Consider the following 21,470-nt stretch of genomic DNA (forward strand, 5'->3'; position numbering starts at 1 on the left):
GGACAATAGACAATGGCCGATATCCCCCTTCCTCCCGATTTCACCACGCAGAAGATGGACCAGGCGCGCCGCGCGCTGGAGGCCGTGCTGGGTGCGAGCAAGGTGTTCTTCGAAGACCTCGACCGGCTGACCTATCAGGACAAGTTCTCGGTCGATGACAGCCTGCACCATCCGGCGGGCGCGGTGGCCTGCGAAAGCGTGGAGGAAGTCCAGGCGGTGGTGCGGATCGCCAACCAGTACCGCCTGCCGCTGTTCCCCATCAGCCGCGGCAAGAACCTGGGCTATGGCGGCAGCGCGCCGGTGATGGCGGGCTCGGTCGTGCTCGACCTGTCGCGCATGAAGAAGATCGAGTTCGATGCGGAACTCGGCACCGTGGTGCTGGAACCGGGCGTCGGGTTCTATGACCTGTACGACTATATCCAGCGCAACAACCTGCCCTACTGGCTGTCCACCCCCGGCAATTCCTGGGGCAGTGTGATGGGCAACGCACTCGATCGCGGGGTCGGCTACACTCCCTATGGCGAGCATGTGAAGAACATCTGCGGCATGGAAGTGGTCATGCCCGATGGCGACCTGGTGCGCACCGGCATGGGCGCTTTCACCAATGCGCCGACGTGGCAGGCCTATCCCTTCGGCTTCGGGCCGGGGTGGGACCAGATGTTCGTGCAATCGAACTTCGGCATCGTCACCAAGATGGGCATGTGGCTGATGCCCGAGCCCGAAAGCCTGATGGGCATGGATGTCGAATTCGACCGGCCGGAAGACCTGAAGGTCATGGTCGATACCATCGCGCCGTTGCGGCGCGAGCGGGTGCTGACCCAGAGCCCCTCCATCGGCAACTGGATGCGCGCCGCCGCCGTGCTCACCCGCCGGACCGACTGGACCGACAAGCCCGGTGCCATCACCGATGACGTGATCGACGCCATCCGCCAGCGCTTCAACATCGGCTGGTGGGGCGTATCGCTCAGGCTCTATGGCCGCGAGGATGTGAACAAGGCGGCCTACAAGATTCTTGAGACCGCGATGGGCAATGCCAGGCCGATGGCCATCCAGCCGACCACCTGGCGCCGGGGCGAGCCGCTGGAATATACCGGCTGGACCGGCACGCCGATGACCTTCCCCATGCAGAACGTGAACTGGTACGGCGGACGCGGCGGGCATATCGGCTTTTCGCCCATCATCCCGCAGGACGGCGATGCGGCGCTGGCCCAGTTCAACCGCACCTATGCCCGCTACCAGGAATACGGCATGGACTACCAGGGCAGCTTCGCCTTTGGCGAGCGGCACCTGACCAATGTCAACGCCATGGTGTTCAACAAGGACGATCCGGCGATGATGGCCAAGGTCGATCCGTTCTTCCGCACGCTGGTGGCCGATGCGAAGGAGCACGGCTATGGCGAATACCGCACCCATCTCGACTATATGGACCTGGTTGCCGACAGCTATGATTTCAACAACGGCGCGATGCGGCGGTTGAACGAGAAGGTGAAGAACGCGCTCGACCCCAACGGCATCATCGCCCCGGGCAAGAGCGGCATCTGGGGTACCTATTCAGGGGAGCGCGGAGCATGAGCAGGACTGTTGCCTTTACCGCGCTGGCCGGGCTGGTGCTGGCCGGATGTGCGGGAGTGGCTGTCGCCCAGAACGCGCCCGATGCCCTCCAGGATGTCGCTCCGGCCACTCCGCCGCCTGCCGGTCCCCCGCCGGGGATGCCGCAGCCGATCACCATGGCAAAGCGCCCCGCGGCCACCGGCGGCGAGGCGCTCTATATCGAGCATTGCATGGTGTGCCACGGCCCCAACGGCATGGGCACCGGCCTGCTCGAACGCGCTGGTCGGCCCGAGCCGCTGCTGGAAATGCGCAGCGGCCTGCCTGCCGCATTCTATGTCACCGCAGCACGCAACGGCATCGGCAACATGCCCTCCATTCCGCGCGGCGAGGTGAGTGACGAGCAGATGCAGGCGATTGCCGAATATCTGGCCGCAGGACCGCACGGAGTCGCGCCATGAAAGTTACCCGCCGTACCATGATAGCAGGCGCGCTGGCCGTGCCGACCGTGGCGGGCCTCGCCCGCTGGCGCTGGCAGCACGGCAGCCACACCGGCCTGGTCCACGATGGCAGCCTGGCCGCCGGACGCCGATTTGCCGAAGCCGGGTCGGCTGCGGGCAGGGCGAGCATGGAAGTCCACGGCGACAGGATCCGCTTCGCCCGCGACCTCGTCGCCACCGCGCCCTCCCTGATCGCCGGCGTAACCCGCCAGGCCGACGCGGTGCTGATCGCCGATGTCGCTGCAGAGGCGGGCTATGTGCTGGCCGCCGAACTCAGCGGCAACGATGCGGGATGCAGCGGCAACACCTGCCAGAGCGGCCTCGTCGCGCTCACCCGCATGGCCGTCGGCGCTGGCGGCATGTGGGCCGAGGCTTTCGCCACCTGGGCCGCCAACCCGCAAGGCCAGGTGCTGCCGGAACCGGCCAGTGGAGGCTGGTTCACCGACCGCGAGATGGCCTTGGGCTGGCTGCTGGTCCCGCGCGGGTAGGGCGGAATTACGCCACCACCCTACCACCCGGGGTGACTTGGTAGGACTCACAGGTGACCGGCCTGCCTCATGCGCTCCCCGGAACCCGGCACTGGAAGCTGGCCGCCACGGCGGTATCCCCCACACCATCGTACACCGCTTCCATCGGCCAGGCGCACAGCGGGCGCTGCATCGGTGCGCGGGGCGGGCCGGGAGGGGCACCGAAGCCGCCGCCGCCCTGGGTGGGACGGGTGGCGAGGATGCGATCGGGCGCCTTGCCGGTCGTCGCCCAGTCGTCGATCGTGCCCAGCACGTCGAACTCGCTGGGGCCGTCGCCGCCCGAACAGTGGCCCATGCCCGGGGCAAAGAACATGCGGAGCTGGTTCTGTGCCTGTGTCGCAGGCAGCGCGTTGTATAGCCCGTGGTGGAAGGCCAGCGTGTTGGTCGCGGGGATCAGCCCGTCGGCCCAGCCATGGCTGAGCAGCAGCTTGCCGCCGCGCGCGAAGAAGGCGGACAGCCCGTCAGCGGGCACGTTGAGGATGTCGGCGCCATATTCGCGGCCCACATTGGTATATTCGCGATAATCGGTGGTGCGCCAGTTCCAGTCGGTGCGGCCCTGGTACACCAGGTCGCGGAAATAGCTCATCGCCACGGGGAAGGGTTCCTGCCCCATGACCAGCGCGGCCAGCTGCATTTCGCTGGAATAGGGCCAGCCCGGAAGCAGCAGCGTGCCATCATTGGCCCGCACGCCGCCGTAGATATTGGCGACTGCCTGGACCTGTCCGGTGCTCAGGCAGCCTTCCGTCTGGCCGGGCGCGCATTGCAGGCTGGCGGGGTTGAAGCTGCACTTCATGGGATTGGCGATCAGGCCATCCTCCACCCCGTCCAGCGCATCGCACTGGCGGGTGACAGCGCTGTTGACCAGGCCCAGCACCGCCGGGGTGATCTGCACGCCGAAGCGGTGCGGCTGCCATCCCTGCCACATGCTCTGCGTCATCAGGTCGGTCATCGGGTTGGCCGGGGCCATGGCGCTGATCGCGTCAAAATCGTTCGGATAGCGGTATGCCGCCATCAGCCCCTGCCGTCCGCCGGTGGAGCATGAACTCCAGTAGGATTGCGTCGGCGCGCGGCCATAAAACTGCTCGACCACGGCCTTGGCGGCAACCGTGGTGACATGGACCGCGCGGTGGCCGAAATCGACCAGCTTTTCCGGGTGGCCGATGGCCCATTCGGCAGTCATGCCGCTGCCGGTGTGGCCGGTATCGGTGGCCGCTGTGGCATAGCTGCGCACCACGTTGCGGCCCATCTCGGTGAACGAGATCGTGCCCGCCCAGATGCCGTTGCCTACGCCGACATATTTGCCGTTCCAGCCGTTGAGCGGCAGCCAGACCTCGCTCTTGATGTCGGAATCGCTGGAGGGGGTGAGGGTCAGCCGGACGCGGCAGAAGGCCGGCACATCGGCATAGGGCGATGCCGCCACGCCCGGCGGCGGTCCCATGCCGCTGGCAGGCGGGGTAAACCCGCCCGCATCGACCACCTGCGCGCTGTCCACCCGCCCATCGGCAATCCGCATCCCCGCCAGGTCTTCGCAGGCGGCAAGTGCCGGGCTGGAAAGGGCAAGCGCGGCGAGCGAACCGCCAATGGCGAGGATGGTTTTTGCGTGCATGTGGTCTCTCCCTGTTTGGGAGTCCTTTTGACGAGGGTTTGGCCTCGCGGCAAGCCGGGACAGACCCACCCCCGGCCCCTCCCGCAAGCGGGAGGGGAGCGACCAGCCTGTGCTATCCCCCTCCCGCCTGCGGGAGGGGTTAGGGGAGGGCCTGTTGTTCCGCAGCGACTACTAGCGCTTGATAATCAGCGAATCCGGCCTCTTCCTCGGCACCCACTGGCCGCGGCCGGGGAAGTTCTTCAGCACTTCGCCGTCCCACAGCCGCACGATGCGGGTCTGGAAGCGCCACTTGCCCTCCGCATTCTTGACCGCATGGTCATCGTACCAGCCGGCAAAGCGCAGCGTGTAGGGCGGTTCGCCCTCGCATTCGGTGACGAAGGCGAAGCTTTTCAGGCGGACCGATCCGTCGGCTTGCGGGAAATACTTCACCTGGGTCACGTGGTGCTGGCGGCCGGAAAAGCCGGGGGCATTGGCATAGTGCTTCATCAGCCCGCGGATGCCATCATGACCGTTCCAGATGTCGGGATCATCGAACACTTCCTCGCTCATCAGGCAGTCTTCGGTGAAGCATTCGACCAGGGCATCGGCATCGCCGGTATCCAGCGCCCAGGAATAGTCGGCGATCAGGTCCTGCAAGCCCAGGCGGTCTTCGATTGACAGTTTGCTCATGGTCTCTCCCTCTCTTGTGTTGCCTCGACCGTAACACTCGTTAGTATCGCGGCCAAGAAGAGGAGAGGGAATCTTGGGCAAGATCATCGTGACCGGCGCGTCCGGACAATTCGGCCATGCAGCGGCCAGGCAGTTGCTGGACCTGTGCAATCCGCAGGACGTAGTGTGCCTCAGCCGCACGCCCGACAAGCTGGCGGACCTTGCGGCGCTGGGCGCGGACGTGCGCTTTGCCGATTTCGACGATCCGGCATCGCTTGCGGCGGCAATGAAAGGCGGCGAAAAGATGCTGCTCATCTCCACCTTGCGCGTAGGCACGCGGGTCGAACAACACCGCGCCGCGGTGGAAGCGGCGCGGGCCAATGGCGTGGACCATATCGTCTATACCTCGGTCGTCGGCGGCGGGCTGGCGGACCATCCGGGGGTGGAGCAGAAGGACCATTACGAAACCGAACAGCTCATCCGCGAGTCGGGCGCCGATTTCACCTTCCTGCGCAACAGCCTCTATGCCGAAGCCGTGGCCACGGCCATGGCGATCCCCGCGCTGATGGCGGGGACCAAGCCCGACAACGCCGGTCACGGCAAGGTCGCCATCGTCAGCCGCGACGATTGCGTGGCAGCGGCGGTCGGCGTGCTGACGCAGGACGGGCATCGCAACAAGGCCTATGACATCACCGGGCCGGACCTGTGGTCGGTGCCGGAAGCCGTGGCGCTGATTGCCGAAATGGCGGGCAAGCCGATCGACCTGCAGCATGTCGATGATGAAGGCATGTACCTCTATTTCGATTCGCTGGGTGTGCCGCGCAAGGCATCGGACGTGGTGCCCGATGGTCCGATCCCCTGGGCGAGCGAAGGCATGGTGACCTTCGGCCAGTCGATCCGCGAAGGGTTCTTCGATGTACTGAGCCAGGATGTCGAGAATATCACCGGCAGGAAGCCGCGCTCCCTGCGCAGCGTGTTCGAGCAGTTCCAGCACACATGGCCGCAATGATCCGGGCCGCAATGATGCAGCGTCTGGCAATCGGGCTGGCCGCACTGGCGCTGGCCGCCTGCGGGGCCGATGCGCCCGAGGTGGACACCTCCACCTATGGTGCGGGCGAGAACTGGGAGACGACCGGCGGCGATTGGGCGGGCAGCCATTTCTCGCGGCTGGACGGGCTGACGCCAGCCAACGTGGGCGAACTAGGGCTGGCGTGGGAATATGACCTCGGCACGGCGCGGGTGCAGGAATCGACACCGCTGGTGATCGACGGGGTAATGTACGCCAGCGGCAACCTCGGCCGGGTCTATGCGCTCAATGCCGTCACGGGCGAGGAACTGTGGAGCTTCGTGCCCGAGATGGACATGCAGGTGGCGCGGTCCGCCTGCTGTGACTGGGCCAATCGCGGGCTGGCTGTCGCGGATGGGAAAGTGCTGGTCGCCGCGCTCGATGGGCAGCTTTACGCGCTCGATGCCGCGACCGGCGCCATCGTCTGGTCGGTCGATACCGTGGTAGACAAGACCCGCGCCTATACCGTGACCGGCGCGCCCGAAGTGGCGGGCGATGTGGTGGTGATCGGCAATGCCGGGGCGGAATACGATACCCGCGGCTACGTCACGGCCTATAACCTCGCCAACGGGGCCGAGGCATGGCGCTTCTGGACCGTACCGCGCGATCCGGCAGAGGGCCCGCAGGAACACGCCGAACTCGACGCCGCGCTGGAGACCTGGAGCGAGGACACGCGCTGGGATATCGGCGGCGGTGGCACGGTGTGGGATGCGATCAACTATGATCCGGTGTTCGACCAGGTCATCATCGGCACTGGCAACGGCGGACCATACCCGCAGGCGATCCGTTCGCCCGGCGGGGGCGACAACCTCTATTTGAATTCGCTGGTGGCGCTGGACCGCAAGACGGGCCGCATGAACTGGCACTTCCAGGAAACCCCGCAGGACAACTGGGACCTCACCGCCACCCAGCCGATGACCCTTGCCGAAATGGAAGTGGACGGCGAGCTGCGCCCCGTCGTGCTGCACACGCCCAAGAACGGCTTCTTCTTCGTGATCGACCGTGAAACCGGCCGGGCACTGGCCGCCAATCCCATCGTGCGGGTGAACTGGGCGGATAGCTGGAACCTCGAAACCCAGCGACCGAACCTCAACATGGCGGCGGCCGACTATACCACCGGCCCCAAGATCGTGTTTCCCGGCTCGCCGGGCGCGAGGAACTGGTATCCTGCCGCCTACGATCCCACCCGCAACACCTATTTCGCCCACGTGCTCGACATGGGCAACCTCATGTGGCTGCCGGGGCCGGTTGACGCTGTCGAACGGCAGGTGAATTTCCTCAATGCAGGCGCGGCGATCCTGTTTACGCCCGATCTTGAGGCCGCTGCGCCTACCCTGCCGCCGCCAGTGCGCGAGGCGGTGGAAAGCCATCCGCACTGGCAGTGGGTCAAGGACCAGCCGTTCACCAGCGAACTGCGCGCCATCGACCCGATGACCGGCGCCACCAAGTGGGCTGTCCCCTCGCTGGGCTGGCAGGATCGCCACGGCGCGCTCGCCACGCAGAGCGGGATCGTGTTCCACGGCAACCTGGCGGGCACGCTGTTTGCGCGCGATGCCGATACGGGCGAGGAACTGTGGCGGGCGGAAACCGGCTCCTCGATCATGGCCGCGCCGATGACCTATGCGGTGGACGGCGTGCAATATGTCGCCGTGCAGACCGGCTGGGGCGGCGGCGGCTGGGGCTTCGTCCCAGGCTATTCCGCCGCCTATTCCAAGGGCAATGCCAACCGCCTGCTGGTCTTCCGGCTGGGCGGCGGCGAAGTACCGATTCCGGCCGATCTCCCCGCGCTGGAACCTGCGCCCGAGCCGCCCGCGCAATATGCCGATGCCACGCCGGAAATGGTTGCGCTGGGCAGCGGGCTGTTCACCGGCAACTGCTCCATCTGCCATTCCAACCAGCCGCGCGCGCCCCTGCCGGACTTGCGGCGGATGAGCGAGGGGGTACATTCGGGCTTCGAACAGATCGTGCTTGGCGGCCTGCTGGTGCCGCGCGGAATGCCGAAATGGGATGACCGCTTGAGCCCCGATGAGGTCAAGGCGATCCACGCCTTCTTGATCGATACGCAAGGCCAGTTGCGGCGGCGCGAACTCGAACTGCAACGGCGCGGCCTGCCGCTCGATACCCAGGCCCTGACCATATTGTCGAATTTCTGAGGCCTGTCGAATTTCCAAGGAGAGAACCATGACCCCCCAAGGCGTGAACATCAAACACCCCGACAAGCTGTTCATCGGCGGCGAATGGGTGCAGCCCCACGGCACCGCCCAGATCGAAGTGGTGAACCCCGCCAGCGAGGAAGTAATCGCTCGCGTGGCCCATGCCGATAACGAGGACATGGACCGCGCCGTGGCCGCCGCCCGCGCCGCGTTCGACAACGGCCCATGGCCCACTACGCCCCCGCTGGAGCGGCAGGCAAAACTGATGCAGATGATCGACGAGCTGGAAAAGCGCGTGCCCGAACTGGCTGCTGCCTGGACAGCGCAGATCGGCGGTCTCGCCTCTGCCGCAGGGCCGATGCACGGCGGTTCGGTGATGGGCCTGCGCGGCATCGCGTCTTTGGGCGAGCGGTTCCAGTGGGAGGAACGCCGCCCCGGCATGGCGGTGGATACCGTGTGTATCCTGCGCGAGCCGGTGGGCGTTGTCGCCGCCATCGCGCCGTGGAACGGACCGTTCCCGATCATGGCCAACAAGGTGTTCTATGCCCTGATCGCCGGTTGCCCGGTAATCATGAAGCCCAGCCCCGAAACCCCGCTGGAGGCCTATATCCTGGCCGAAGCAGCCGAAGCGGCTGGCCTGCCGCCGGGCACGGTCAACCTGGTGCCGAGCGATCGCGAGGCGGCCGACCACCTGGTCCACAGCACCGGCATCGACAAGGTGACTTTCACCGGCTCCAGCGCGGCGGGCATGCACATCGCCAGCGTCTGCGGGTCCAAGCTGACCCGCTGCACGCTGGAACTGGGCGGCAAGAGCGCGGCGATCATCCGCGACGATTTCCCCATCGAGGCAGCCGCCGGCATCCTCGGCAATACCATTACCGTGATGAGCGGACAGGTCTGCGCCATGCTCAGCCGCGCCATCGTGCCCCGGGCGCGGCATGACGAGCTGGCCGAAGCCATCGCCCGCGTCATGCAGGGGGTGAAGATCGGCCATCCGGAAGCTGCCGACACCCAGCTTGGCCCGCTCGCCATGAAGCGCCAGTTGGACCGGGTGGAGATGTATATCGAGGCAGGCCGCCAGTCGGGCGCGGACCTCATCACCGGCGGCGGGCGTCCGGCGCATATGAACAAGGGCTATTACATCGAGCCCACACTGTTCGCCAATGTCGATAACCGCAGCAAGATCGCGCAGGAGGAAATCTTCGGCCCGGTCCTGTGCCTGATCCCGGCAGAGGACGAGGAAGACGCGATCCGCATCGCCAACGAGAGCGACTTCGGCCTCAACGGCAGCGTGCTGACCAGTGATCCGCAGGCCGCCTACGACATCGCCCGCCGCGTGCGGACCGGCGTGGTGGGCCAGAACGGCATGCGCATGGAATGGACCGCGCCGTTCGGCGGCTACAAGAAATCGGGCATCGGCCGCGAAGGCGGGGACGAGGGCGTCTGGGCCTACACGGAGACCAAGACCATCCTGCTCGACGGCGCGCCTGCCTGAACCTTGCACGGATGCGGGGGCGGCCATTCCCGGCCTGCCCCCGCCGCTGTTGAAATCGCGCGACGATAGACGGGCCGGCCGAGCCCCTTGTATTTGTGCGCCTCGCTCCTACATTTCTTTCAACCGATATCCCGGCGCCCGAATTTTCGTCGCCATGGAATCGCTGCCGGTCTGAACGACCGGCCCGACTTTCCCGCCACCTACGCAACCTGATTTGAACCGCGCGACACTGTCCGCGCCGGATCATCCAATGGGCGCAAGGCCGGGAACTTCGGACTTTGACTTTTAATCAGGGCAGGCGCGAGGCGCCGCCCGCAGAGGAATACCATGACAATTCAGACTATCGCGAGCGCCCTGCGCCGCACCTTCCCGCAATCCATTGCGGGCATCCCGCCCCGTGCCACTGCCATCGGCGAACAGCATTGCGCCTCGCGCCTCAGCACGGCTGAACTGCGCCAGCTGGTCGCCACGATGGTGGACTGACCGGAAAGAACGTCAGCTCTCGATCCCGATCGAACGCAATAATGCTTCATCGGAATCGAGCGGCGTGTCGCCTGCCGGAAAACCGTTTTCGCTGAGCAGGTAGGCAATCGCTGCCACATATTGTGCATCGGGCAGCGATCCGCCCATGCCCACCGGCATGGTCTGGCGGGTATAGGCGAACAGCTCGCCCACCGATTTGCCCCGCCAGTTGGCCATGAAGGCCGCGCCCTTCACCACCGGCGATCCCGGCGCAGGCTGGAAATCCACCCCGTGGCAGGCGGCGCAGGCGCGCATGTAGACGCCGCGGCCCTCCATCGCCTGTGCCGCGCTGAACACACCGGCAGAGGCACTGCGGGTGAAGCCCTGGGCCAGCGCCGGATCGTCAAAGCCCGCTCCTCGTGCATTGCTGCGGAAGGCTCGCGTCGGCCCCCGTGCGCCGATCCCCGCCTCCGGCAGGGCGAAGACGAACAGCGTGTTTTGCGTGCCGTGGGTCAGTTCGGGGGTGAAGGCATCCGACAGCCAGCGCCCGGTGGAGGCGGCGACATATTGCTGGCCATCCACCGCAAAGCTGGCGGGATAGCCGCTGACCGTGGACCCCAAGTTCATCGCCCACAGCTCCTCGCCCGTAGCCTGGTCCAGCGCCATGAACCAGCCGCCTGCGTCACCTGCAAACACCAGTCCGCCGCCGGTGGTGATGAGCGACTGAAAGCCAGCGCGCTGGCGGTGTTCCCACCGCGTTTCGCCGGTCACCGCATCGACCGCGAACAGGCTGCCGAGCAGGCCTTCGACCTCGGGCACGATCGAGATCTGCTGGCTCATGCCATAGACGCCCGGGCTGTTGGCCGGGTCCACTGCAGTCATTTGTGCGCAAAGGTTGGCGAGCGGCAGGAACAGCGTCTGGGTGAGCGGGCTGTAGCTGCCGGTCATGTAGTTCGCCCCGCCGGTGGGGCCGGGGCAGACCTCGTGGACCGTGCCATATTCGTGCGGCACGCTGGCGGGATTGAGATGGGCGCGGCCCGTCACCCCGTCAATCCGCTCGATCACCGTCTGGCGCACGGTCGGCCGCGCCCACAGGAAGCGCCCCGTTTCGCGGTCCAGCGTGGTGACTATGCCGGGCTTGCCGGGAATACCGGTGACGGTGCGATAGGTGCGTCCCTGTTCGATATCGGGCGCCATCCACGCCACGGCGGCGGGATCGGGCGCGACCTGCTGGTCCACCAGCATGCGGGCGAAGGGATGGTCGAGATCCCAGTGATCGACCATGTGCTGGTAATGCCAGCGGATTTCCCCCGTCGCCACGTCCAGCGCCAGGGTGGAATTGTGATAGAGGTAGTCGTGCTCGACACCTGCAAGGCTGATCTTGGGCGCGGGCGCGGAGACGCTGGTGCCCATGTAGATCAGCTTGAGTTCCGGATCGTAGCTGGCGATCATCCACGCGCCGACCTGCTGGCGTTGTTCCAGCGGAAGCCCGCCCCATGATGCATCGTTTGGATCGTCGCCCCGCGCGATGATCGAGGTGCGCCAGCGCTCCGCGCCGGTCACGGCATCGTGTGCCACGATCACGCAGGCATCGGGGCCGCCCTCGGGCTCGCAGCTTCTGCCGGTGATGGCGAGGCCATCGGCAATGATCGGGCCGGAGCTGATCTTTGCCCCGCTCGAATAGTCGGCGATCTTCGTTTCCCACACCAGTTCGCCGGTGCGGGCATCGAGCGCATAGAGGAAGTTGTCGGCCGACTGCCCGATGATCCTGTCGCCATAGATGGCGAGGTTGCGGTTGGTGTCATAGACCGGAAGGTACTGGCCGATATCCTCGGGCAATTGCCGGCGGTATTGCCACAGGAGCTGACCGGACCGCGCATCGATCGCCTCGATCACGTCGCTGGGGCCGGGGAAATAGATCACCCCGTCGTGGACCAGCGGCGTGCCTTCCTGGTGCCCCGGCGGCAGCGGCCGCGCCCAGACCATGCGCAGGGTGCCGACATTGCCGCGGTCGATCTGGGTCAGCGGCGAATGGCCCCAGCTATCCAGCGTACGCCGCCAGCTCAGCCAGTCAGCCGGGTCCGGCTGCTGGATTTCGGCATCGGTGACGGGCTCGAACGGGGCAGCCTCCTGCGCGCCCGCCTGCGACAGGGCCAGCGCTGCAAGGGCGCAGCCGATGGCCCATTTGCCGATGCGCACGGTCAGTCGATCCGCTTGTCGTTGGGGTCGATCGGCGTGTCGGTCTTGAGCATCGGGTCCCAATGCTCGGCGATCTTGCCGTCCTGGATGCGGAACAGGTCGAACCAGGTGGAGTAGTAGGTTTCTCCATCGGGGCCGGTTTCCGGGCGGACGAAGGCGATGGTGACGAAATCGCCCTCGGCCATGATGTTGATCATCGGCAGTTCGAGCTTGTCGAGGATCGGGCGTTCGGGCCGCGTGTTGCGGATATAGTCCTGCACGCCCGCCAGGCCCTGGGCTGCCATCGGGTTGTGCTGGATGTAGTCCTCGCGGATGAATTCGCCCGCGCGGTCGGCCAGGCCTGCCTGCAGCACCACGCGATACATGTCATAGACCAGCCGCTTGTTGGCGGCGAGGCGCGGGTCGGTGCTGGCGAGCAGGGGGGCGTGGTCGGCAGGGACCATCGGCGTAGTGGCTGACATGGTGTTCTCTCCGGTAGCGGCAGGCTGGGCGTCGGGATCGTCCTCGACCACGATATTGCATCCCGCCAGCAACAGGGCAGCCGCCACAAGTGTCAAAAATCGCATGAATCCCTCCCTTGATCCGGCAACCTGCCAAAGGCGGGGTGACAGGGCAAGCCGAAGTCGCTATTGCGCGCCGGACAAAGTCAACTTCAAGCCGCTTGCCCAGTTCCGCAGACCCGAGAGATTGCCCATGAAATCCCCCCTCCTCGCCAGCGCCGCCCCCTTGATTGTTGCCGCGCTGACTGCGTTTCCCGCCTTGGCCCAGGATGCTGTGCTGGATGACGAGAATACGATTGTCGTGCTCGGCGGCGGGCTGGAAGCAACCCCGGCGGTAACGGCCTATTCCACGGTCGAGGTGACGCGCGACCAGCTGGTGACAGCGGCATCGGGCCGACTGGAGGACGCCCTGTCCAATGTGGCGGGCTTCCAGCAGTTCCGCCGGTCGGACAGCCGCAGCTCCAACCCCACGGCGCAGGGCGTGACCTTGCGCGCACTGGGCGGCAATGCGAGCAGCCGCGCGCTGGTGCTGCTCGACGGCGTGCCAATGCTCGATCCGTTTTTCGGCCATGTGCCGCTGAGCGCGCTGGCACCTGAACGGCTGGAACTGATCCGGGTGACGCGTGGCGGCGGCTCGGGGCCGTTCGGTTCGGGGGCATTGGCAGGCACGATCGAACTGGAAAGTGCAGGCGCCGATGCGCTCGGCCTGTTCACCGGGCAAGTGCTGGCCAACCAGCGCGAGGATACCGAGATCAGCGCCAGCCTTGCCCCCAATGTGGGCAACGGTTTTGCTTCGCTCAGCGGTCGGTGGGACCGGGGCCAGGGATTCTGGACCACGCCTGTGGACCAGCGCGTGCCTGCCTCTGTGCGGGCGGGCTACGAATCGTGGTCGGTCAGCGGGCGGCTGGTGCAGCAGCTTGGCGGGCTGGAAGTGCAGCTCCGCGGCCTGGCTTTCGATGACCAGCGCACACTGCGCTTTGCCGGGGCCGACAACACCAGCGAAGGGCAGGATGTGAGCCTGCGCGTGGTCAGCCGCGGGCCGTGGCAGGTCGATGCGCTGGCCTATGCCCAGTGGCGCAATTTCTCCAACGTGGTCATCTCCTCCAACACTTTCAATCGCGCGCTCGACCAGAAGAACACCCCGGCAGAAGGCCAGGGCGGCAAGATCGAGGTGCGCCCGCCGGTAGGCGATGTGATGACCCTGCGCCTGGGTGCCGACTGGCGCCGCAGCGAGGGCAACCTGTTCGAGGATGCCTACAACGCCGCAACCGGCGCACGCACGCAGGAACGCTTTGCCGGCGGCGTGAACGAGAACTTCGGCTTCTATGCCGAGAATGACATCGAACTGGGCGCCCTGACCCTGACCGGCGGCCTGCGTGCCGACCGCTATTCGATCGCGGACGGCTATTACCGCGCGATCAATGCGGCGGGCACCGTGGTGACTGACAATACCTTTGCCGACCGTTCGGACTGGGAAGTGACCTGGCGTGCTGGCGCGCTGGTCGAGGCGAACGAGGCGGTCACCCTGCGCGCCGCTGCCTATACCGGCCTGCGCCTGCCGACCCTGAATGAACTGTATCGTCCCTTCGCGGTGTTCCCCGTCACCACCCAGGCCAATGCGGCGCTGCGGCCGGAACGGCTGCGGGGATATGAGGCGGGGATCGACTTTGCGGTCGATCCGGGCCTGACTTTCGGCGTGACCGTGTTCGACAACAAGGTGAAGAACGCGATTGCCAACGTCACCGTAGCCAACAACCTGCGCGAACGGCAGAATGTCGATGCCGTGCAGTCGCGCGGGGTGGAATTCAGCTCCTCGCTGCAGCGCGGGCCGTGGGGTGTGGATGCCAGCCTGGCGCTGACCGATTCCGAAGTGCGCGGATCGGGCGCGGCTGCCAACCTCACCGGCAACCGTCCGTCGCAGACGCCGACTTTCGCGGGCAGTCTGGGCGCGAGCTATACCGGTACCGACGGCACGCGTTTCGCCGCCACGCTGCGCCACGTGTCGGGCCAGTTCGAGGATGACCTGGAAACCGATCTGCTCCCCTCTGCCACCACGGTGGACCTGTTCGGGCAGATCCCGGTCAGCGGCCGCCTGTCAGCCGTGGCGCGGGTGGAAAACCTGTTCGACGAAACGATCATCACCCGTAACCAGGGCGGATCGATGGACATGGGCGTGCCGCAGACCTTCTGGCTGGGGCTGCGTTACGGGTTCTAGGGGCTACGGCTTCTGGGGCTACGGCTTTTAGTCACGTTTCACCGCTCCCCTGTTGCAGGCCTGAGGCAGGCGGCTATCACCGGTCGGCAACAAGGGAGAGAATGATGGCAACCACCGCCGCCACGCTGGCTGTGCGCAATCCGCGCACCGGCAGTGCCGACCACACGATCACGCTGGCCACGGCGGAAGAAGTCGCCGCCAAGGCCGCAGTCTTGCGCGAAAACCAGCGCGGCTGGGAAGCCATGGGCGTGGGCGGGCGGTGCGCGGTGATGGCGCGCTGGCTGGGCGCAGTGAAGGCCCAGGCCATGGCCATCGGCGAGGCCGACGCGGTCGATACCGGCGGCTGCCACACCAGCTATGTCCAGGGGTTCATAACCATGGGCAATATCGGCGGCTGGCTGGAAGATGCACCCAAGGCTTTCGCCGCGCTCGAATGGCAATCCATGAGCACCTCGATGCCCACGGTGGAGGTGGAATCGCAGGTCGTCGCCTATCCGCTGGTGGGCGTGATCAGCCCGTGGAACGCGCCGTTGATGCTGGCTCTGCTCGATGCCGTGCCCGCGCTGTTCGCCGGCTCCGCCGTGCTGCTCAAGCCCAGCGAAGTGACGCCGCGGGTGATCGAGGCACTGTTCGAGACCGTGCGGCAGGTGCCTGAACTGGCTGCTGTGTTCGACTATGTCACGGGCGCGGGCGACATCGGCCAGGCGGTGATCGGCCAGGCCGACACGATCTGTTTCACCGGCTCTGTCCCCACGGGCCGCAAGGTGGCCGTGGCCTGTGCCGAGCGGCTGATCCCGTGCAACCTGGAACTGGGCGGCAAGGATCCCTGCATCGTCACCGAAAGTGCCGATCTGGACCGTGCCGCCACGGCCGTGCTGCGCGGCGCGGTCTATGCGACCGGGCAGGTGTGCTATTCGGTCGAGCGGGTCTATGTGCACGCCAGCGTGCACGACGAATTCGTCGCCCTGCTGGTGGACAAGGCCGAGAAGGTGCGCCTCAATGCCGACAATCCGCGCGCCGGGCTTATCGGGCCGTTCACCTTCGCCCCGCAGGCCGACATCGTGATGCGCCATATCGCGGACGCGAAAGCGAAGGGCGCGACAGTGCTGACCGGCGGCGAAGTTGAGGAACTCGGCGGCGGGCTCTACCTGCGGCCCACCGTGCTGACCGGCGTAAACCACGAGATGGAGATCATGCAGGACGAAACCTTCGGTCCCTGCATTCCGGTCATGGCCTATGGCGATGTGGAGGAAGCGATCCGGCTGGCCAACGACACCCATTTCGGCCTCACCGCCAGCGTTATTGCCGGAACTGCCGAGGAGGCCAAGGCCATCGGCAAGCGGATCAATGCGGGTGGGATTTTCCTCAACGATACCTTCCTGACCTTCGCCAAGATGCGTACTTTCGGGTCCGACAGTTTCGGCTGGTCCGGCTATGGCAGCCCGCGCATCGGGCCGGAGTCCATCCGCCGGTTCCTGCGCCGCAAGAGCCTGCTGACCCAGACCGGGCCGGTGGCCGACATCCAGGATGACCATCATCTTGGGCCAAAGACGGGAGCGCCCAAATGAAGATCACCGCAGCATTGTCCGGCCACGGCGGACCCGCTCCCGAACTGGTCGAACTGGAACAGGAAGAACCGCGCGCCGGCGAAATGCGCATTCGCCTCGTCGCCACCGGCATTTGCCACACCGACCTGCACGAACATCCGGGCAGGCATAGCCCGCAACCCATCGTGCTGGGCCATGAAGGCGCGGGCGTGGTGGACAAGCTGGGCGAGGGGGTTAGCGGGTTCGACGTGGGTGACCACGTGATCCTCAGCGGCAATTCCTGCGGGCGCTGCCCCAGTTGCCTGGCGGGCCGCCCGACCTATTGCGACCTTGCCATGCCGCTGTGCTTCGGCGGCAAGCGGCTGGACGGATCGACTGCGCTGGCGGGCGATAGTGGACCCGTCCATTCGCACTTCTTCGGCCAGTCGAGCTTTGCCAGCCATTCGATCGCGCCGGTGCGCACGGCGGTGAAGATGGACAAGAGCCTGCCGCTCGAAATGCTCGGTCCGCTGGGCTGCGGCGTGGTGACCGGCGCTGGCGGGATTATCGAGGCGCTCAAGGTCGGCTTCGGCGATACCGTGGCTATTTTCGGTACGGGCGGCGTCGGCCTTTCCGCGGTGATGGCGGCCAAACTGGTGGGTGCAAAGCGCATCGTGGCGGTGGACTTGTCGGCCGAGCGGCTGGAACTGGCGCGCGAGTTCGGCGCGACCGACTGCATCATGGGCGACGAGGATGATATCGCCGCGAAGATCCGGGGGCTTACCGGGCGCGGAGTGCAGTTCACTTTCAACACCACCAATGTCCCCGCCGTCCACGCGCTGGCGCTAGAAGTGCTGGCGATGAACGGCACCGCCGGGTTCGTGGCCGCACCCCACGGCCCGTTCAGCCCGCCAATGTTCCCCATGTTGGCGGGCGGCAAGCAGTTGCGCGGTATCCTGGGCGGCGATGCCAACCCGCAGACCTTCCTGCCGCTGCTGGCCGAATACTGGCGCCAGGGACGCCTGCCGTTCGACCGGATGCTGACATTCTACCCCTTTGCCGAGATCGACCGCGCCTTTGCCGATGCCCATGCGGGCACGGCGATCAAGCCGGTACTGCTGATGGAGAAACCGCAATGACCCCCGATATCCGCGCCCAGCTCGAAAGCTTCGGCACTGCGCTGTCGCCCGCCATGCTGGGCGGGACGCAAGGCCTGATGGCCAGCATGAGCCGGGGCATGGCGGCGGCCACCCGCGTGCAGCGCGACCTGTCCTATGGCCCGGACGAACGCCACCGGCTCGACCTGTTCAACCGCGACGGGCTGTCGCAAGCGCCGGTGTTCGTGTTTGTCCACGGCGGCGGGTTCGTCATGGGCGACAAGCACACCGAAGGATCGCCGTTCTATTCCAACATGGGCGATTTTGCAGCGCGCCACGGCTTTGTCGGTGTGACGGTGACCTACCGCCTCGCGCCCGCCAACCGCTTCCCTTCCGGCCCGGACGACCTGGCGCTGGTGATGGACTGGCTACGCGCCAATGTGGCAGCGCATGGCGGCGATCCCAAGCGGATCGTGCTGGCGGGCCAGTCTGCCGGGGCGACCCATGTCGCAGGCTATCTCGCCCACCGCCGCGACCATGCCATGGGCACGGCGGGCGCGGTGCTGATGAGCGGCATTTACGATACCCTGACCGCCGAACCCAACCACTTTGCCGAGGCCTATTATGGCGATGACCGCAAGGGCTGGGGTCCGGCATCATGCATGGCGGGCCTGCTGGCGAGCGACGTGCCGATGCAGTTTTCGGTCGCTGAGTTCGATCCCGACGATTTCCACCGCCAGGCCGCACAGGTCGTCACCCAGTGGACGCAGACAAAGGGGCGCTACCCCGAAATGCAGTTCCTCACCGGCCACAACCACCTGTCACCGGCGCTCAGCGTGGGGTCCGACCAGCGCGAGGTGGAGCGCATGATCGCCGGGTTTGTGCGGCGCGTTACGGGCTGATGGACGAAAATGTGGTGAAAATATGATCGCTGCGGGAACGCCAGCGACGCGCCACCGTTTTGCTCCTTGAACAAACAAGGAGACGGACATTGCGCAAACTCATCACCTCGGCTGCCGCCGGCATCGCGCTCATCGGGCTTTCGGCCTGCGACGTTGAGCAGACCGAAGAAGGCGAAATGCCCGAAGTTTCGGTCGAAGGCGGCAACCTGCCCGAATATAACGTCGATGTTCCCGAAGTGGTCGTCGGCACCGAGGAACGCACGATCGACGTTCCCGTTATCGGTGTTGAACCGGCCGATGCTAGCGCCGAAGGCGATAACTGAGTTTGCCGCGATAGTGCGGCCGGGACACTAGTCCCGGCTGGCACAATCTATGCACAAAGCCGCCTCGGGCCGCGCTTCCAGCCGGCCCGGGGCGACTTGTTTTCCGCAGCTGACGCATTCGCCATAGGTTCCGTCCGCAATCCGGTCGAGCGCACGGCGGACAGAGGCGATGGTGTTGCGGGCGTTGACCGCCTGTCCATCGAGCGAATCGTCGTCCTCCAGCTGCACGGCGCGTTCTTCCCAGTCGGGATCGGCCGGCTCGGCCAGGTCGCGCTCGATATTGGCGAGCCGTGCTTCGAGTTCGGCCAGTTGCGCTTCGAGCGTGGCTTTGGCGGCAGAATGATCGGTCATTTCACATAACTCCTTCAGGCTGCAACCCAGCAGCCATGGAAACACATCGGCTGCCCGAATGGCAGTTTGATCGTAGCGAGTGGCGGGCGCGATACGTCGTTCCCGTCGAGGATGAGCAGGTCCATGCGCTTTTCCGCCATGCGGTCGACCGCGACCAGCAGGTAGCCGTCACCTTCGGGTGCATCGGGCGTGCGTGGCACGAAGACCGGTTCCTGGCTCGCGGCACCCTGCAATTCGTGGACCTTCATCGCGCCCGTTGCCCAGTCGATCTGGCCGATCCCCATCTGCGGGAAATCGCGCAGGGCGAAATAGCCGAAGCGGTACTTTTGCATGGCAAAGCGGTCGTCGATCTTGGGCATGTCGCCCAGTGCGCCGGTGACCGGCTCCAGCGTCACCGCCTCGGCATCGGGCTTGGAAAGGTCGAAGGTGATGCGGGTGATCCGGGTGATCGTTTCCGGCATGGCAGGCAGGTTGCCATGCTTGTCCTTGAAGAAGCTGAAGCAGTTGCCCGGGCTGCACGGCGTGTCGATGATCACCTTGCTGCCTTCGGTATAGGCATTCATTACGTGGCCCATCACGATGCCCGGAATATCGAACCAGCGCATGTCGCGCGCCGGATCGCCGTCACGCGGCATGACGCCCCACTTGCTGGGCAGGTCGGGATCATATTCGTAATAGGCCCCGCCGCTGCGCAGCCGCGCTTCGCTGGCCACCAGCGGCATGATCGGCAGGACGATATGTTCGCGGGTGATGCCCCAATCGTGGCTGAGGCCGGGGTAGGGGGTGTGGAACCACTGTTCGCGCACCAGTTTCCCGTCTTTGTCGAACACGTGGAGGCTGGCGTCGGTCGTCGGTTCGCCTGCGGCAAACACGCCATAGCTCCACCATTCGCCGGTGACGGGATCAATCTTCGGATGGGCGGTGAGCGCGGTCGATTTTAGCGCGCCGAACTCGCCCACATCCAGCGTTTCCAGTGTGTCGGGATCGAGCCGGTAGGGGCGGCTGTCCTCGCGCAGGGCGAACAGCTCGCCGTGGTGGGCAAAGGCATAGGTATTGCCGGTGTTGTCGCGGTTGGGCAGGTTGGATACGCTCTCGTCATCGGTGTGCTTGTTGCGATAGGTGCCGTAGAGCCGCCGCCGCGCGGCCATTTCGGCCTTCAGCCGGTCGGTCTTCACATAGCGGCTGCGATAGGAAACGTGACCGTCCTCGAACTTGAACATCGAGAACATGCCGTCGCCGTTTAAAATGATGTCGTCTTCCAGCGTGGGGTACAGCCGGTCACCGCCGGTGCGGTAATAGGCCCCGTTGCGCAGGGCTTCGGGGATCTCGCCTTCCACTTCGCATTCGAAGACATCGGCCTCGAACCGCATCGGCATGCGCTTCTGCAGCGCGAAGCTGGCGAATGGATGAAAAAGTTCCGGCATTGCTCTCTCCCTTTTGATAGGGTCAATGTGAGCCATTAGCCCCACAGTTCAAGCGGGCATTTGACGGGAGACAAAGGAAGATGACTTCAACCAGCCATGGGCCCTGCTGGCCGGACGGTGTGCCGCAGATCATGCCGGCCGACGATCGCGGAGAGATCACAGAGCTTTACGCGCGCTATGCCTGGGGCATCGACCTGGCGGATGAGGAACAGGCCATCGCCACTTTCGCCCGCGATGCCGAATTCGACCACCTTTGGCAGGGCAAGGTGCGCGGCCACGATGCCATCCGCGAGAACCTGCGCAAGCTGTGGTACGACCGGCAACACTGGTGGTACGGTCGCCAGCACATGATGAACCACTTCATCATGGATCCCCACCCCGAAGGTGCGCGGGTGCGCTGCTTTTTCCAGATCCTGCAGTGGAACGCCGATTACAAGAACAACTTCGTGTTCGGCATCGGCACGCGCGATGACCGGCTGGTCAGGGAAGACGGGCGGTGGAAGTTCTGGCGCCTGACGGTCAATGCCTGGACCGAGACCGACCAGGTGCCGTGGAAGGGCGACCGCACCCTGCCGCAGCGCCCGCCCTATACCATGCCGCCCGCCGATACCCGCCCGTTCGACGAGCAGACGGGCGATCCGTTCTAGGCCTTTTTCCGGCCCTTCTGGCCCGGAATGGTGGCGAGCTTGCGGACTTTCTTCTCGCCCTTGCGCGCCTTCTTCTTCCCCTGGCCTTTGGCGAGAACCGCCTCGGCCAGGCGGCGGACCGAAGCCACACGAGGGCGGAACTTGCGGTCAAGGATGGCCTGCGCCAGTTCCTTCAGGCCAAGCGCATCCTGATCCAGCGGGGCGGGTGGCTGGGCCTGCTGTTCGGCCTTTGGTTCGGCCTGCGGCCGGTCGGCCTGTTCGTCTGCCTTGGTCATGGAAAA

At 65.8% G+C, this 21,470-nt stretch carries 20 protein-coding genes; 13 read left to right on the forward strand and 7 right to left on the reverse strand.

What is annotated here, in order from left to right; genetic code table 11:
- Nucleotides 1-12 precede the first annotated feature (12 nt).
- Genes M3P36_RS04665 through M3P36_RS04675 form a run of 3 tightly spaced genes read left to right on the forward strand, consistent with a single transcriptional unit; the run spans nt 13 to nt 2,536 of the window.
- Nucleotides 13-1,572, forward strand: coding sequence for an FAD-binding oxidoreductase (locus M3P36_RS04665; RefSeq protein WP_249702091.1), 1,560 nt, complete (start codon nt 13-15; stop codon nt 1,570-1,572).
- Nucleotides 1,569-2,009, forward strand: a complete 441-nt coding sequence (locus tag M3P36_RS04670; RefSeq protein WP_249702092.1) for a c-type cytochrome — start codon at nt 1,569-1,571, stop codon at nt 2,007-2,009. Before M3P36_RS04665 ends, M3P36_RS04670 begins: the two co-directional genes overlap by 4 nt.
- Nucleotides 2,006-2,536 carry a hypothetical protein gene (locus M3P36_RS04675; protein ID WP_249702093.1) on the forward strand — a complete coding sequence of 177 codons (531 nt, stop codon included), beginning with the start codon at nt 2,006-2,008 and terminating at the stop codon, nt 2,534-2,536. Before M3P36_RS04670 ends, M3P36_RS04675 begins: the two co-directional genes overlap by 4 nt.
- A 67-nt stretch (nt 2,537-2,603) precedes the next feature.
- Here the strand turns inward: M3P36_RS04675 and M3P36_RS04680 are convergent, their stop codons facing one another.
- Both M3P36_RS04680 and M3P36_RS04685 read right to left on the reverse strand, forming a co-directional pair.
- Nucleotides 2,604-4,181, reverse strand: coding sequence for a tannase/feruloyl esterase family alpha/beta hydrolase (locus M3P36_RS04680; RefSeq protein ID WP_249702094.1), 1,578 nt, complete (start codon nt 4,179-4,181; stop codon nt 2,604-2,606).
- A 171-nt stretch (nt 4,182-4,352) separates the two neighbouring features.
- Entirely contained in the window at nt 4,353-4,850 is a 498-nt protein-coding gene (locus M3P36_RS04685) for a nuclear transport factor 2 family protein (RefSeq protein WP_249702095.1), read from the reverse strand.
- 73 nt (nt 4,851-4,923) lie between these two features.
- Here M3P36_RS04685 and M3P36_RS04690 point away from each other — a divergent pair, with 73 nt between their 5' ends.
- The 4 genes from M3P36_RS04690 (at nt 4,924) to M3P36_RS04705 (ending at nt 10,026) form a co-directional block, all read left to right on the forward strand.
- Nucleotides 4,924-5,838, forward strand: a complete 915-nt coding sequence (locus M3P36_RS04690; RefSeq protein ID WP_249702096.1) for an SDR family oxidoreductase — start codon at nt 4,924-4,926, stop codon at nt 5,836-5,838.
- Nucleotides 5,839-5,849: 11 nt separating this feature from the next.
- Complete coding sequence (locus M3P36_RS04695) at nt 5,850-8,048, forward strand: PQQ-dependent dehydrogenase, methanol/ethanol family (RefSeq protein WP_249702097.1); 2,199 nt, start codon at nt 5,850-5,852, stop codon at nt 8,046-8,048.
- 28 nt (nt 8,049-8,076) lie between these two features.
- Nucleotides 8,077-9,543, forward strand: coding sequence for an aldehyde dehydrogenase (locus tag M3P36_RS04700; RefSeq protein WP_249702098.1), 1,467 nt, complete (start codon nt 8,077-8,079; stop codon nt 9,541-9,543).
- Between the two features lie 327 nt (nt 9,544-9,870).
- Nucleotides 9,871-10,026 carry a hypothetical protein gene (locus M3P36_RS04705; RefSeq protein ID WP_249702099.1) on the forward strand — a complete coding sequence of 52 codons (156 nt, stop codon included), beginning with the start codon at nt 9,871-9,873 and terminating at the stop codon, nt 10,024-10,026.
- A gap of 12 nt (nt 10,027-10,038) precedes the next feature.
- On the opposite strand, the gene M3P36_RS04710 is transcribed toward M3P36_RS04705, so the two are convergent.
- Together M3P36_RS04710 and M3P36_RS04715 are read right to left on the reverse strand one after the other, a co-directional pair.
- Nucleotides 10,039-12,204 (reverse strand): outer membrane protein assembly factor BamB family protein, encoded by a 2,166-nt coding sequence (locus M3P36_RS04710; RefSeq protein ID WP_249702100.1) that lies wholly within the window; start codon nt 12,202-12,204, stop codon nt 10,039-10,041.
- A gap of 2 nt (nt 12,205-12,206) precedes the next feature.
- The gene (locus tag M3P36_RS04715; protein ID WP_249702101.1) at nt 12,207-12,770 is read right to left on the reverse strand and encodes a nuclear transport factor 2 family protein; all 564 of its coding nucleotides are present in this window, start codon (nt 12,768-12,770) and stop codon (nt 12,207-12,209) included.
- Between the two features lie 127 nt (nt 12,771-12,897).
- Between M3P36_RS04715 and M3P36_RS04720 the strand changes: the two genes are divergently transcribed.
- From M3P36_RS04720 to M3P36_RS04740, 5 genes are all read left to right on the forward strand, one after another.
- A complete protein-coding gene (locus M3P36_RS04720) occupies nt 12,898-14,919 on the forward strand; it encodes a TonB-dependent receptor (RefSeq protein WP_249702102.1) in 2,022 nt (673 codons plus the stop codon).
- Nucleotides 14,920-15,023: 104 nt separating this feature from the next.
- Nucleotides 15,024-16,487 (forward strand): aldehyde dehydrogenase family protein, encoded by a 1,464-nt coding sequence (locus tag M3P36_RS04725; RefSeq protein WP_249702103.1) that lies wholly within the window; start codon nt 15,024-15,026, stop codon nt 16,485-16,487.
- The gene (locus M3P36_RS04730; RefSeq protein ID WP_249702104.1) at nt 16,484-17,584 is read left to right on the forward strand and encodes an NAD(P)-dependent alcohol dehydrogenase; all 1,101 of its coding nucleotides are present in this window, start codon (nt 16,484-16,486) and stop codon (nt 17,582-17,584) included. Before M3P36_RS04725 ends, M3P36_RS04730 begins: the two co-directional genes overlap by 4 nt.
- Entirely contained in the window at nt 17,581-18,444 is an 864-nt protein-coding gene (locus M3P36_RS04735; RefSeq protein WP_249702105.1) for an alpha/beta hydrolase, read from the forward strand. Before M3P36_RS04730 ends, M3P36_RS04735 begins: the two co-directional genes overlap by 4 nt.
- 89 nt (nt 18,445-18,533) lie before the next feature.
- Nucleotides 18,534-18,767, forward strand: coding sequence for a hypothetical protein (locus M3P36_RS04740; RefSeq protein WP_249702106.1), 234 nt, complete (start codon nt 18,534-18,536; stop codon nt 18,765-18,767).
- Nucleotides 18,768-18,794: 27 nt separating this feature from the next.
- Here M3P36_RS04740 and M3P36_RS04745 read toward each other — a convergent pair whose 3' ends face one another.
- Complete coding sequence (locus tag M3P36_RS04745; RefSeq protein WP_249702107.1) at nt 18,795-19,118, reverse strand: TraR/DksA family transcriptional regulator; 324 nt, start codon at nt 19,116-19,118, stop codon at nt 18,795-18,797.
- A 14-nt stretch (nt 19,119-19,132) separates the two neighbouring features.
- Nucleotides 19,133-20,542 carry a carotenoid oxygenase family protein gene (locus M3P36_RS04750; RefSeq protein ID WP_249702108.1) on the reverse strand — a complete coding sequence of 470 codons (1,410 nt, stop codon included), beginning with the start codon at nt 20,540-20,542 and terminating at the stop codon, nt 19,133-19,135.
- 80 nt (nt 20,543-20,622) lie between these two features.
- On the opposite strand from M3P36_RS04750, the gene M3P36_RS04755 reads away from it, so the two are divergent.
- Nucleotides 20,623-21,189: a nuclear transport factor 2 family protein gene (locus M3P36_RS04755; protein WP_249702109.1), complete on the forward strand. Its 567-nt coding sequence runs from the start codon at nt 20,623-20,625 to the stop codon at nt 21,187-21,189.
- Here the strand turns inward: M3P36_RS04755 and M3P36_RS04760 are convergent.
- A complete protein-coding gene (locus M3P36_RS04760; protein WP_249702110.1) occupies nt 21,186-21,464 on the reverse strand; it encodes a hypothetical protein in 279 nt (92 codons plus the stop codon). The two genes, M3P36_RS04755 and M3P36_RS04760, sit on opposite strands and share 4 nt — an antisense overlap.
- Nucleotides 21,465-21,470 lie beyond the last annotated feature (6 nt).

Source organism: Altererythrobacter sp. KTW20L (assembly GCF_023501975.1).
Lineage (GTDB): Bacteria > Pseudomonadota > Alphaproteobacteria > Sphingomonadales > Sphingomonadaceae > Alteraurantiacibacter.